The sequence below is a fragment of the Fuerstiella sp. genome, from assembly GCA_022447225.1.
Taxonomy (GTDB): domain Bacteria; phylum Planctomycetota; class Planctomycetia; order Planctomycetales; family Planctomycetaceae; genus S139-18.
On record JAKVAZ010000013.1, the window covers coordinates 119,474 to 132,691 of the forward strand.

15 protein-coding genes are annotated in these 13,218 nt (G+C 52.9%); 5 read left to right on the forward strand and 10 right to left on the reverse strand.

Annotated features, from left to right (window positions below; translation table 11 throughout):
- Window positions 1-128: 128 nt before the first annotated feature.
- From atpA to MK110_15595, 7 genes are all read right to left on the reverse strand, one after another.
- On the reverse strand, window positions 129-1,640 hold the full coding sequence (gene atpA / locus MK110_15565; protein MCH2212721.1) for a F0F1 ATP synthase subunit alpha: 1,512 nt from the start codon (window positions 1,638-1,640) through the stop codon (window positions 129-131).
- Window positions 1,591-2,229 (reverse strand): ATP synthase F1 subunit delta, encoded by a 639-nt coding sequence (atpH, locus tag MK110_15570; GenBank protein MCH2212722.1) that lies wholly within the window; start codon window positions 2,227-2,229, stop codon window positions 1,591-1,593. Before atpH ends, atpA begins: the two co-directional genes overlap by 50 nt.
- A 49-nt stretch (window positions 2,230-2,278) precedes the next feature.
- Window positions 2,279-2,926, reverse strand: a complete 648-nt coding sequence (gene atpF / locus MK110_15575) for a F0F1 ATP synthase subunit B (GenBank protein ID MCH2212723.1) — start codon at window positions 2,924-2,926, stop codon at window positions 2,279-2,281.
- A gap of 84 nt (window positions 2,927-3,010) precedes the next feature.
- Window positions 3,011-3,298, reverse strand: coding sequence for an ATP synthase F0 subunit C (locus MK110_15580; GenBank protein MCH2212724.1), 288 nt, complete (start codon window positions 3,296-3,298; stop codon window positions 3,011-3,013).
- A gap of 115 nt (window positions 3,299-3,413) precedes the next feature.
- Window positions 3,414-4,337, reverse strand: coding sequence for a F0F1 ATP synthase subunit A (gene atpB, locus MK110_15585; GenBank protein MCH2212725.1), 924 nt, complete (start codon window positions 4,335-4,337; stop codon window positions 3,414-3,416).
- A gap of 29 nt (window positions 4,338-4,366) precedes the next feature.
- On the reverse strand, window positions 4,367-4,678 hold the full coding sequence (locus MK110_15590) for a hypothetical protein (protein MCH2212726.1): 312 nt from the start codon (window positions 4,676-4,678) through the stop codon (window positions 4,367-4,369).
- A gap of 122 nt (window positions 4,679-4,800) precedes the next feature.
- A complete protein-coding gene (locus MK110_15595) occupies window positions 4,801-5,079 on the reverse strand; it encodes an AtpZ/AtpI family protein (protein ID MCH2212727.1) in 279 nt (92 codons plus the stop codon).
- 1,051 nt (window positions 5,080-6,130) lie between these two features.
- Between MK110_15595 and MK110_15600 the strand changes: the two genes are divergently transcribed.
- On the forward strand, window positions 6,131-7,390 hold the full coding sequence (locus tag MK110_15600) for a hypothetical protein (protein MCH2212728.1): 1,260 nt from the start codon (window positions 6,131-6,133) through the stop codon (window positions 7,388-7,390).
- A gap of 75 nt (window positions 7,391-7,465) precedes the next feature.
- Here the strand turns inward: MK110_15600 and MK110_15605 are convergent, their stop codons facing one another.
- From MK110_15605 to MK110_15615, 3 genes are all read right to left on the reverse strand, one after another.
- On the reverse strand, window positions 7,466-7,696 hold the full coding sequence (locus MK110_15605) for a hypothetical protein (protein ID MCH2212729.1): 231 nt from the start codon (window positions 7,694-7,696) through the stop codon (window positions 7,466-7,468).
- 155 nt (window positions 7,697-7,851) lie between these two features.
- Window positions 7,852-8,301, reverse strand: coding sequence for an integration host factor subunit beta (locus MK110_15610; GenBank protein MCH2212730.1), 450 nt, complete (start codon window positions 8,299-8,301; stop codon window positions 7,852-7,854).
- Between the two features lie 397 nt (window positions 8,302-8,698).
- Entirely contained in the window at window positions 8,699-9,850 is a 1,152-nt protein-coding gene (locus tag MK110_15615; protein MCH2212731.1) for an LptF/LptG family permease, read from the reverse strand.
- A 267-nt stretch (window positions 9,851-10,117) separates the two neighbouring features.
- Here MK110_15615 and MK110_15620 point away from each other — a divergent pair, with 267 nt between their 5' ends.
- The 4 genes from MK110_15620 (at window position 10,118) to MK110_15635 (ending at window position 13,213) form a co-directional block, all read left to right on the forward strand.
- The gene (locus MK110_15620; GenBank protein MCH2212732.1) at window positions 10,118-10,819 is read left to right on the forward strand and encodes an HAD family hydrolase; all 702 of its coding nucleotides are present in this window, start codon (window positions 10,118-10,120) and stop codon (window positions 10,817-10,819) included.
- Complete coding sequence (locus MK110_15625; protein MCH2212733.1) at window positions 10,816-11,754, forward strand: hypothetical protein; 939 nt, start codon at window positions 10,816-10,818, stop codon at window positions 11,752-11,754. Before MK110_15620 ends, MK110_15625 begins: the two co-directional genes overlap by 4 nt.
- Window positions 11,755-11,771: 17 nt before the next feature.
- Window positions 11,772-12,659: a YdcF family protein gene (locus MK110_15630; protein MCH2212734.1), complete on the forward strand. Its 888-nt coding sequence runs from the start codon at window positions 11,772-11,774 to the stop codon at window positions 12,657-12,659.
- 83 nt (window positions 12,660-12,742) lie between these two features.
- Window positions 12,743-13,213 (forward strand): DUF423 domain-containing protein, encoded by a 471-nt coding sequence (locus tag MK110_15635; GenBank protein ID MCH2212735.1) that lies wholly within the window; start codon window positions 12,743-12,745, stop codon window positions 13,211-13,213.
- Window positions 13,214-13,218: the final 5 nt, after the last annotated feature.

Here is a 13,218-nt window from a genome sequence, read left to right on the forward strand (position 1 = left end):
ATTCCGTGTCTCCGGGCTTGCGCCCGGTATGTAGACTGTTGTCGCTTCGTTGTTTGTTGTGGGATTTACACTTTTCCTGTTCTGATTCTGATCTGCAGAATGCCCAACTCCGGCGAGTCAGGCTGCAGTCACGCACTCGCCTGGCGTGCATTGAATGCCTCCAACGCACTCTTGAGTGCCTCTTCAACTTCCGGGGTCAATTCTGCCGCTTCCACCAGCTTGTCACGCATGTCCGCATGTTCCGTCTGGATGAAGCTGAGCAGGTTCTTTTCCGTTGCCTGCACATCGGCGACAGAGACGTTGTCGAAATATCCCTTCGCTCCTGCGTAAATGACGATCACCTGATCGGCCACGTGCAATGGTTCATATTGTGCCTGTTTCAACAGTTCGACCATGCAATAACCGCGGTCAAGCTGCTGCTGAGTTGCAGCGTCAAGTTCCGTTCCCAACTGAGCGAACGCTTCCAGTTCCCGAAATGCGGCGAGATCAAGACGCAGCGACCCGGCAATCTTTTTCATGCTTTTCGTCTGAGCATTTCCGCCTACGCGGGACACACTGATACCAACATTGATCGCCGGGCGAATCCCCTTCCAGAACAGGTCCGGTTCCAGATAAATCTGACCGTCCGTGATTGAGATGACGTTGGTTGGAATGTAGGCCGAAACTTCACCTTCGAGTGTCTCAATGATCGGTAACGCAGTCATCGAACCTCCACCCAGTTCATCACTGAGCTTGACGGCTCGTTCCAGCAGTCGGCTGTGGCAGTAGAAGACATCTCCGGGGAATGCTTCGCGACCCGGAGGACGTTTCATCAACAGCGAAAGTTGACGATAGGCGATCGCCTGTTTTGAAAGGTCGTCATAGACCACCAGTGTGTCTTCGCCGTTGTACATGAAGTGCTCAGCCATTGCGGCCCCGGAGTACGGAGCGATGTACTGCATTGGGGCCGGATCGGCAGAACTGGACGCAACCACAATCGTGTAGTCCAGAGCTCCGTGTTCACGAAGAACTTCGACAACTCCGGCGATCGATGCCGCACGCTGACCGCACGCCACATAGACGCATTTAACCCCGGTACCCTTTTGGTTCAGAATGGTATCGATAGCAACAGCCGTCTTGCCGGTTTTGCGGTCCCCGATGATCAGTTCGCGCTGTCCCCGTCCAATTGGCGTCATAGAATCGACGGCTTTGATCCCGGTTTGCAGCGGGACCTTCACAGGCTGTCTTCCTGCGACACCAACGGCCTCGTGTTCCACGGGTCGAGTCTCCGTGGTCATAATCGGGCCCTTGCCGTCCATGGGATTCCCCAGTGGATCAACAACCCGGCCAAGCATGGCGTCACCGACGGGCACTGACAACAGCGCACCGGTGGACTTCACTTCGTCGCCTTCGGTGATTTGGAGGTAGTCCCCCAGAATCACCACGCCAACGCTGTTCTCTTCCAGATTGAAGGTCAGGCCACGAATTCCGCCGGGAAATTCGAGCATTTCACCGGCCATTGCGGTAGACAGGCCCGTACACCGAGCGATGCCGTCCCCAACTTCAATTACCCGACCTACCTCCGCAGTCTGAATCTGACCACGAAAGTCTTCAATCTCCTTCTGGATGACTGAAGCGATCTCGTCCGCTTTGAATTTCATTGAGTGTTCTCTCCGTCAAACGACCCGACAGTGTCTTGATGCGGGTTCGCAGAGATGAATCGTAAACAGTGTCGCCGACCTGAATAATCAGACCGCCGATCAGAGTTTCTTCGACCGACTCAGTGAGAATCGGATCGAATCCAAGTTTGTTTTTCAGTTGTTCGGTTATCTGACGGCGTGAAGCCTCTGACAGCGGTTTTGCGCTGCGAATATTCACTCGCTGCTGCCCCGCCTGTTCCTCCTGAATCTCAGCAACCGCTTCGCGAATTTGTTCAATCAGACCAACCCGACCGTGTCGGAGAAGGACCTTCAGGAAATTCGCAAAGAATTCGGTACTCCTTGGTGTCAGTACGCGCTCAATCAGACCAAATTTTTCGTCGCGACTGATCTGGTCTGAAACCAAGATCTGCCGGAACTCTGCATTCTGAGACAGCACCTCGTCTACAAACGAGTTTAATTCTTCAGCAGCGTCGGTGACGCCGTTCTCAGTTGCTGCGTTCAGAAAGGACCGGGCATAAAGACTCGCAACGGCCTGCGCACCGGGATCTTCCAGTACGTGGTCGGGTCGAGTTTTCAGCTGCTCGGACATAGTTACCTCAGAATTCACATTCCGTCACACCGGAAACACACGATCATTTTCAACCGGAGATTCCCGATAATGCTTCCTGAACCAGTCGTTCCTGATCATCGTCGTTGAGTGCTCGACCCAGAACATGTTCAGTGGCCAGAGCGACCTGACTGTTGACCGTGCCAAAGACTTCTGCCAGCGCTGCATCTTTGGCACGACTGATGTCTTCTTTTGCTCGTTCCCGCATAGATTCCACGTCAGCCTGAGCTTTGGCGACAATATCCTGACTGGTACGTTCCGCATCGCGTTTGGCTTCAGCAACCATTTCTGCCACCGTTTGCTCTGCTCCACGAAGCTTTTCCTCGTAATCAGCGAGTGCCACCTGGGACTTACGCCGGCCTTCCTCTGCTTCTGCGATGGCGGCTCTGATTCCGGACTCGCGTTTGTCCAGTCCCTGAATCATTGGAGCCCATGCTGTTTTCTTTAAAACAAACAGGAAGATCAGGAATACAATCAGTGACCAAAGCGCGAGATCCGCTTTAAAACCGATGGGAACACCGGTTTCCGCATGCTCGGCGTCGCCGTGACCCTCATCATGTTTTTCTGCGGCAACAGTGTCGGCGGCGGAAAGCTGAGAGCAATTTGCCTGTAAGCAGGCAACCATGCTTGCCAGAACGATTGCCCGGAACGCCCCAAAACCAAACTGTTGCAACATCATGAAACCACGCCAGCAACAAAAAACAGGATAAACAGACCGACGTCCGACTGCTATGCAATCGCACATCCAGCGAAAACAAAGCTTTCAGAGCATGCAGACGATCAGTGCGAAGAATGTCGCACCTTCAATCAAAGCAGCAGCAACGATCATCGCCCCTCGAATGTCGCCGATTGCTTCCGGCTGACGAGCCATACTTTCAACAGCTGCGGCTCCGATTTTTCCAATACCCAGTCCTGCACCAAGCAACACGATACCGGCGCCAATAGCCGCAGGGATTTCCGTGCCACCAGCTCCCTCCTGAGCCATGGCCGACACGCTTAGTGCCATGAACGCGGCGATCCCCACACATAGGTATTTCACAAATTGACTCACGGGAAACTCCTCTTTCGAACATTGTTGCTACAGGAAAACCTTGAATTTTAATGACCAGACCAAACCGTCAGCCAATTGACAATCGCCTCCATCGGCTGACGCACAAACGAAGGGTCTAATGCTCGTGCACGGCACCAGCAATAAAGATTGTTGCCAGAAACACAAACACATATGCCTGCAGGAAAGCGACAAACAGTTCCAGCAGACCAATCAACACCTGACCAAACACGCTGCCCAGAGTGACAGCTCCCCACAGCAAACCGTTACTGGTGGCTACCGCTGCAATGAACCCAAGTATCACTGCGACCACGGTGTGGCCACCCATAATGTTTGCAAACAGACGAACAGCCAACACGGCGTGCTTGACGAAAAAACCGAAGACTTCAATAGCCAGGATAAAGTATGAAAGAGACACTCCAACCGGTCCGGAAATCCCGGTATCAGGCTTCATGTTAAGAATGAAACCACCAGGGCCCATGGCCTTGAACCCATACATCACCGTGGCAACAAAAGCACAAACTGCCAAGGCTCCGGTGACGTTGATATTCCCGGTTGCGGAACCCATCCACGGGACAGCACCCAGCAGATTGCAGAACAATATGTAGAAAAAACAACTCCAAATGAATGGCAGGTATCGATCAGCCGCATGACTATCCTGCGAGGAAACGCCATGTCCGTGACTGTCTGCACTATGGAAATCGTATTCATCTCCATGATCATGACCATGGTCACCAATGGTAGGACGGACCACTTCGTCACGAAGATAAAGAGCGATTGCTTCCCAGAAATTCCAAAAACGCCCCCTGGCCGGCTCGCCGTTTTTGATCCGCCGCGCCAAGCCACGAAACACAAAAAACACCATGACTGCCGCAACGACCTGCAGCAACATGAACTTGGTCAACTGCCAGCCAAAAATTTCAGGAAGCAGAAAGTCCAGGGTTCCGTGCCCGTGGGCATCTGCCATGCCGCCGGGAAAGTCGAAACCTGCCGCGTCACGAACGTGGTGAAAATTGTCGACTTCGTGTTGTTCGGCGCTCATTGAAACGCGATTCAACTCCTGATGACGACCTACTCTGAACGATGAGTCTGTTCAGTATCTGAAACAGACACCGCCAAACAACGCGGGCCTCGTTGTCGATAAAACATCCAAACTTCGGTAACCAGTGCCAGCAAATAAAACCCGGTCAGCCAGCCAAAAAAATCAAGGAAACCAAGTTCAGGGTGAGTTTTCCTGACCACAACAGCCACGACGGCCACTGACATCAGCCTGACCATGGTATGAACAAGAACCACTGACAGGTCACTCCACAAGACTGTGAGGCCTGACACAAACACAACAAACCAGCCGGGACCAAGGCAGGCCCCTGCCGCAATCGACATCCACCAAACCCCGGATTCACCTCCGAGCATCCTTGCCGGCCAGAAACACACAAGCCAACCTGCAGCGATGACCGCAGTAAGATACAAGGACTGCCGAAGAACACTGACGTTTTGCTGGGAGGTCACTCGTCCCGAGCTTTCATGCCGGTTGAATCTCGACGCGACTCACGATCGAGCCGAGCCAGTAATCTGCGCAAAGAAAACACGCCTGATATAGTTCCGAGGATCGCTCCACAGACCGTTAGCAAAGGTTTCCAGCCCAGTTTCAAATCCAACCAGTACCCCACTCCCGCAAAGACAGCGATCCCAATGGCCGCCGACATGACTTCATGAGAGTCGCGATAGGCCTGAGCAATTCCGGCAATTCGCCTGCGTCGACGAGTCGTCGAATTGTCATCCATGGTAGTCCTTTGGGAAACAACCACATCAGATCAGTGCAGGCCATGCCGGAAACGTCACTCCTGTCGCAAGGTGCCGAAAGTCTAGCTGCGTCCCTTTCCCAGTCAAAGAACAGTGAGATTGCGTCATTTCATTCCCACAGTTGGGGCGCGTCAGTCCCAGCGTCGCAACCATACGGGGAGGGAGTATCAGTCACCTGCGAACCAGCTTCGTCTGGCCAACAGATAGGGTGTATGCCTGGCTGAAGAATCGGTACTACCGCCACGAACGCCAAATACGGTCCTTGATCATCGGGTGATGGTGAGGACCTGACCACTTTAGGACGAAATCAAAGTTGAGTTTTCCGAAGAACAACATCTAGCGGTGTGTTTCTACAGCTGAACGGGTGCCTGTGTATTTTGCGCCCGTGGCAGATCCGGCATGTTCGCTACCATTCAATTATTCATTATTCATTTGGCTTGCGCAGGAAGGGTCTGTCTGCAGTGATGGAGACTCCGCCCCGGACAGCGTGAACCCTGCCGGAGTATTCCAGTGGAAGGCAACCGATGAATGGTTTGCTTTCGGTTTTGCCACGTGATGGGATCAGAAAGCAGGCTACTGTCGATGTTCGATCCTGACTGGATTTTTATTGGTTTATCGCACCAGGTCCTGTTCGGGTGACCGAATCGAAACGTTCATTCCTATAGCTTCAGTCATTATTCCGGAAAAAACCCCTGGATTTCTTATTGGCCCCGACCTGTCTTTCTGGACGTGAATCGTCCAACATGTCATTGTTTATGCTCTGTCTTGTTCCTTTTCGTACGTTTTGCCCCCTGTCCGGAAGTCACGGTTTACTTGGTGGTAACCACCGGAGTAACGCAACTGGTCAGATTCAGGTCTGACCGCGAACCATGTATCAACGGCCCGGGAGTCTGGGCAGTTATGTCCGGATGCCCAAATGACAATCGAGAGACAGTCGAGCGACAGTGACGTCTCACTGCTTTGGTGGAACCTATGATTCGGAACGCCGGGACCCACGACGAGAGTTTGCGATGGTACAGGGCAGTTTTTGTTGTGACCGCATTAGCAATCACTCAAACAACGCTGCCAGTGATTGCTCAGGAAGCTTCGTCGAGGTCACAATTTCAGGATCCTGAGCGCGAAGAGTATGCCGGGCGGCAGCGCCATGCAGTGCAGACAGTTCGAGACATCAATCTCAACCTGCTTGAAGCAGTCCCCGAACTGACACTCACGGAAGAGGATCAGTTTCGCAGGATCCTGCGAGACGGAACTCAGCGAGGAACACCTGGATTTCGCATCCTGCAGGATGGACTGAGATGGGAGATCTATCGAGCGTCAGACCCGGTGTATAAATCGAGTCCAGCCAGGTTTCAGGGGCTGAAAACGAGACTTCAGAACAATATTCTGGACAACGCAGGCCGAAGTATTGGCGGTCGCCGTCAGAAGCTGGCGTTCCGCGAACTGGTCTGCAGCGAGGCGCTCAGCCTTTTGAAGGACCTGCTCAACAACAATTTGCAGGCGCGTTCTTTAGCCATCGAACTGCTGCCCTCACTGGAAACGATTACAGACACCGGACAACGTCGGATCCTTGATGAGGCTGCGGATGTGCTGATCGATGTTCTCAATGACGTTCAGCAGCCGGACGCGGTTAAACTGCGGGCTGCCGAGAGTATCACGCTCTATCTGCAAAATGTTGAACCGGGGGCGCAGATTGAGATTAAATTTGCAATGGCGATCGGGAGTGAACTGGAATCCTGGCTGCCCGCGACCGGGTATCAGGTTCATCTGATTGATGCAATCTCCCGTGTCCGTACCGCCAGAGAGGTCATTGGTGCCACACGTCGACCGGTCGTGATTGAAACACTGGTTGATGTCATACAGGACAAACGAAGAGAACCTCTCGTTCGTTGCGGCGCTGCCGGTGCCCTGGGGCTCGTCGGGGTTGATCAGAGAATCAATGGCGATCCTCTAGCGTGGAAGGTGACGCAGCTTTCAGCGGAAATGGCTGCGGCCTACAACCAAAACTCCGGTTATCAATACTGGAGTACATGCAGCCTGGAACTTTTCTTTGCGTTTAAGCACCGGGACATCGAGTCGCAAAGTACACAGCTTCCAAACGGCATGTTGAACAAATGGGACCAGTCAACTTTGGTTCGGAGTGCGTACGCTCAGGTACTTCCGATTGTTGCTGCTGTTCTCGACCGCCAGGATCAGGTTGATGCAGCTACGATCGAGAATGTCAACCAGTGGGTTGCTGACAACCAGCCTAACAATATGCGTTTTGACCCGGATTCACTGCCCGTGAATCCGTGAGGCGTTTTGTTGGAGGTAAAAAAGGCCTCCCGGTCCGCCAGCGGTCTGAAAACGTTGCTCTGACGGGATCGGCAGTCAAATCACGCCGCCGTGTACCCGATAAGGTGTAGCCAGATCCGGAAGTTCCAGACCCCAGACACGTTCCCAGACCTCTGGTATGTGCCGCAGTCCTTCCGATGAGTAAATCAGCTGGCGAGCGCGAATGTCAGGTGACGGATTCCAAATTGGCATGGCACAGCCGAAGTTGACTGCCGTAAAGGCCATTAACAGCAATGTCAAAAGATGTTTTCGCATTCGCAGATTCATCGTGGCGTCCTTCCCTGGACTTCAACTGCTTTGGGCAGTCGATGACGAGAGATCCAATTTCAGACCATACGGCACGTTCAGAAAACGTACCGCTGATCCCAATCGGAAAGCATGATCTGCTGCGAACCCTGCCGCCGAACATCGGAGAAAACATTTCAGGAGTTGAACCCGGTCTGCCTGAACGTGGAACTGTTTCCATATCCAGGTGGCTGGGAACTCTCCGCTCCGGGTGGGTAAGTCCTTTCCTGAGCTTCTTCAGGAAATTGACTGTCACCCGCTGAATTCTCTGCCGTTTTGATGGCCTGCAAACGAGCGTTTTCTGCTATCTCCAATTCCCGCACACGTTCTTCCATTTCCTTGCCGGGCTTGAACGTCACCACAAACTTTGCCGGAACCTCTACTGCTCCGCCAGTTCGAGGATTGCGTGCCTTTCGAGCTGCTCGTTTTTTCACTTCAAACACACCAAAATTTCGCAATTCAATTCGGTGGTCCGTAACTAGTGTTTCAACTATTGCATCAAACGTCTTCTGTACGATTTGCTTCGTTTTAAGCTGGGTAAGACCCAGCTCCTCGGAGATCGCCTTCACAATCTCTTTCTTGGTCACGAAAATCGTCTCCCGAGAAAGGTTCTCTGAGTCGCCGTCAACTATCGCTGATCTGACTCAACTGTATGATTGCGAACGACTTACTGTCAAGACAGTTCAACGGGCTTCACGCTGCTGAACCACCAAATACGGTTCGCATCGGATCATGATTTCTGATTGGGATGTCAAAGAACAGGTTTCAGTACGGAACTCCGCACCTACGGACCTGTTATCGACTCCATTTGTTTGTCAACTTAGAAAAATTCAGCATAACCCGCATAAATGGCCTAAACAGCCCGACATCATGAGCTTCGGAACACACCATTCCGGAGTCACTGGCCTGGGTTTAGGGCGGCCACAGGTTATTTCCGGTACACGCAGTCTGTTTCACTGGTGGGCCATGGTCCGTTCAAGTGTGCTAGGTCTGCACGTAACCTGAAGTCCAGACACTGGTTGTGCCGGCGAATACAACCGGTAACCAAGCCGCCAGTTCCGGACGGATAAGTCCGGCGTTTCCCAGCAGCAGGCTTCCTTCGGTGATACCGAAGATGGCTGCTAAAACGCAGCTGCAGATTGCCAGATTGATGACCAGTCCTGTTGATTCCTTCCGCAGGATCAATGGCAGTGCAATAGCAGCCCCCATCATCGACAGCAATGGTTTGGTTACCCTGGAATGTAGTGCCAGACTCTGCTGACGCACTGTCACGCTTCCGGTGGCGGGGTGACGAATCCGCTTCACTAACTGCATTGAAGACAAGAGTTTCGGGTTGCGACCCTGATAATACAGTTCGTCGAAATTAACCTCTGATGCAACGAAGACGTCCTTGCCATTCGATTTTGGAATGATTCGCTTTCTGCCTTCGTCAGTCAGGAGTTTTGGGTCAAATACGCCGGTTTGGTTGGTCAAAATCCATCCGGACGGATGCCTGTCATTCGCAGGCAGGTAGATTGCTGATTCTGCCCGCAGCGCACATCCACCCTGTGCCAACTCAGGTGGAAGATAAAACGTCGCTGTATCCAGCCGTGACTCGGCGACAGACACGGATTCTCCATCGATCGACATCATATGATTTGAATAGTCATATACCGGGATCACCTCTTGTTTTATGGTCTGATCTCTCCCCCTTGGTGTCTGAAGTTCTACGGCAATTGACGGAATGATGAGCTCCTGATTACAAATGATCAGGAAATTTAGGGCTGCAGTACCCATCAGGAAGGGTTTGAGTAACCGAAATGCAGGAATGCCGGCTGCCAGCACAGGGTGGGATTCCGAGTTCTTCTCCATTAGGCCCAGGACCGCCATCGTAGAAATTGAGACAAGTATCAGTCCGGCCAGTCCCAGATAATCGCTTGATCTGTATAAATAATAGAGTGCGATCTTTCGGACCATGGTTGCCAGCGCACTCTGTGCGGAGCTGACGGTCGGGGAGGCCTTTTCAGTTTCCATTTGAAAGGCATCGATGTTCGTGAACAGATCGATCACGATATACAGACCGTATGTTGCCACAAAGAACACGACAAACGTGTGCAGCATCCGTCCCCAAAGGTATCGGTCAAATGTTGTGAACATGGCGTTTGGATTACACGTCAGAGGCAGTCTTTGCGTCAATAGGGATCCAGAACACCGAGCGCAGGTCGGATCAACGGGGCTGACGGCACCCCCGTGGGGCCTCACGGTGAAAACGGTTGCTGTTTTCAAATCAATGGCTTTCCGGGATTTAGCTCTTTGATCAGGATTCCGGTTGAACCCAAAAGCTCTGGCAACTCACTTCCGGCAGGCTGTCACTCTTTGTGAATCCGGGCTCACCGGGATCTTGAGCCCTTTAGGAGATCTATCATGATCCGTGCCGTGGTATTTGATGCGGTGTGGACGGTCATCTATCCCTCACCAGGAATTACGGAGGTCTATCAGCAGGCTTTCGCTCGACACTGCAATCTGCGGTTGTCGGCGGTTCACATTCGAAATACGCTCAATTCGGCCCTTAGCCGGCGCAGCAGAGACAGTGACCTTCGAACAGACGAATTGAGCGAACACAATTTTTGGTATGAACTCATTAGTCGTTTGTGTGGGGATCATCCGGGCCGGCAGGCGTGTTTCGACGATTTGTATGAAGGTTTTCAGCGCCCCGACCGATGGCGTTGTTTTGAGGATGCCGCAGAGTTGATTGACCGTTTAAATGAAACCGGAATCACCACGGCCATCGCCTCAAATTTTGATCAGCGACTCCACATGGTCCTTGACGGCCTTAGCCCGCTTTCATCAATCACTCACCGATTTGTATCGTCTGAAATTGGCTGGAGGAAACCGGCACTTCCGTTCTTCCGGCATGTCTGCAGTGAGCTCAATGAACAGCCGGAATTCGTGTTGTTCGTGGGCGACGACCTGCAAAACGACGTGCTGGGTGCTCAACGAGCAGGTTGTCGGTCTGCGTGGATCAGAAGAAAACCAGAGGGATTCGAACCCGTTCCTGCCGGAACGATTCCGCTTAATGAATTAACGGAGCTGTCTGTACTTGTTACGGGAACGTCGCAACTTTGAATTTGCAAACCCAGTCATCATCTGCGGCTGTCACGGGAGATCTGGTGGTCATTCAGCGGAACTCCATATCGGGTTCCGGCAGACGCAATCGGGCACTGCTGGATCTGATTCGTGAACTCAGACAGCGTCAGTTCGAAGTTCGTATGTTTTCCGATCGCAATCAGCTGGACGTCTTCACTGCTCGCGAATCTGTCACACATCGAATTCGCTGTATGGTTGCTGCAGGCGGAGACGGAACTGTGACAAGTTTGGTCAACCGGCACCCGGAGCGTGTGATTGCCGTCCTGCCGATGGGCACTGAAAACCTGGTTGCCCGCCATCTTGATATGCCCTGCAACGGAGCTGTTGTGGCAGACGTGATCAAAGACGGATATACCCGTGTCTTTGATACAGCAAAGATTGGCAGTCGTTGTTTTCTGCTGATGGTCAGTGCGGGGATCGATGCCCAGGTTGTTCACCGGCTGAATGCGCAACGGTCCGGAAATATTCGGCACTGGACGTATCTGCGCCCGGTTCTACAGACGTTTCTGAGCTATGGTTTTCCAAAGATTGATGTAACGGATGTGAGGACCGGAAAGACGGTCACCGGGACACACGTCATTGTAAGCAATTTCCGGGAATATGGCTTCAATTTGAAATTAAATCCTGATGCTGACCCGGCGGACGGCCAGCTGGACGTTTGTGTGTTTCAGAAATCTTCTCGGGTGCGACTGGCCATTCACGCGATCCTCAGCATTTTTCGGACACAAAAAGGGTCTCATCTTGTAAGATTCCGGTCACCGCACGTTTCACTTTCTGCTTCGGTTGAGTCCGGTATCGTTTGCCCGGGCCGTTCCGTCATTCCGCTGCAGGTTGATGGAGACACGGGAGGTCAGCTGCCGGTCGATATCCAAATCAAAAAATCTTCAATGCAACTGATTGTTCATCGCCAATAATCGACGCATTTCTGCCTGTGTCACGAACTTCACCTTCTCCTGGTGCCGTCGCACCACAACATAACATCCGGTTACTCGACCTTATGCTTCGGGTGGCTGTCGCTACCGTCATGCTGGTTGCCGGAACCTGGGGAGCACTCGGTCGCATCGTTGCCGAAAAGCTTGCAACAAAGCTGATCATGCCGACAGGGCTGGTCTGGCTGATGTTGCTGGTTTCTCTGCTCGCAGCCCGTCGAGCCGGACGTGGTGATCTGATTCTGGCAGCCGGCATGCCGTGGATCGCCCTGACGTTACTGGGAAACGGCATCGTTGCGGAGACTTTGGTACGTACTCTGGAAGATCCCTATCGCCATATTCAGCCACTGAAGTCTGAGGCTTTTGATGTGATTGTGGTGCTGGGAGGCGGGACCAATATGGGTGCCAACCGACGTTTTCAGGGAAATTCCGCTGGTGATCGAGTCCTGCTGACGGCTCAAATGTTCCACGCCGGACTCACCAGACGCGTTATCTGCAGCGGTCGGCGAATCGATGAACTGAATCCAGATGATACGAATCCGGCCCGACAGTCAATGGCGATTCTTAAGTCGTTATCCGTCCCGGAATCGGTGATTGGACTGGTGGAAGGTCGGACAACGTCCGAGGAAATGCACCTGCTGGGCCGGTCATTCGGAGGCAGCAACAGACGAATTGGACTGATTACATCGGCCTGGCATCTTCAGAGAGCGCTTAAGCTGGCGAAACACAACAATCTGGAAGCCGAGCCGTTGCCGGCCGATTTCCTGACGGAGCCGGTATCGAGACCTACGACCGGCGCGATAATCCTAAGCTGTGTCCCCCAGAGTGATGCTGTCTGGAGGACAGGAAAGGTGCTTAAGGAATATCTGGGAATGTTTGTGGGACGCTGAGCCCCGGTTGTATGGTGTGATGTGACACCTAAAAGTTCTGCTTAATTTTCTGTTGTTCTGCAGAGTTCCGCTCAGGATTTACTATGTCTTCCCGCATCTGTCTGATTCTGGCCGCGGTATTTGGATTTCTTGCTGTTCTTTGCGGAGCTTTTGGGGCCCATTTTCTGTCGGATACCGGCTACCTTGAACACAAATATGCCGATATGGATCCCAGGCAGGTTTCCGGAACGCAGTTGACCGCTGCTTACAAGTATTATCAGGACTTTCAGACTGGGGTGCGCTATCACATGTGGCACGCTCTGGCTCTGATGGCCGTTGGTGTTTGGAAACATCAACGGGAATCCCGTGCGCTCAGTATCGCGGCCTGGTCTTTTTCGGTCGGAATCACATTGTTCTCCGGGGCACTTTATCTGCTGGTCATCGGGGGTCCTCGTTTCGGAGGAATTCCGTGGGGTGCTGTAGCACCGCTGGGAGGAACAGCTTTGATGGCCGGCTGGACGGCAGTTCTGTTCGCAGCCGTCCGGCAACCGCGGAACACGCGGACGCGCGAGTAACTCCG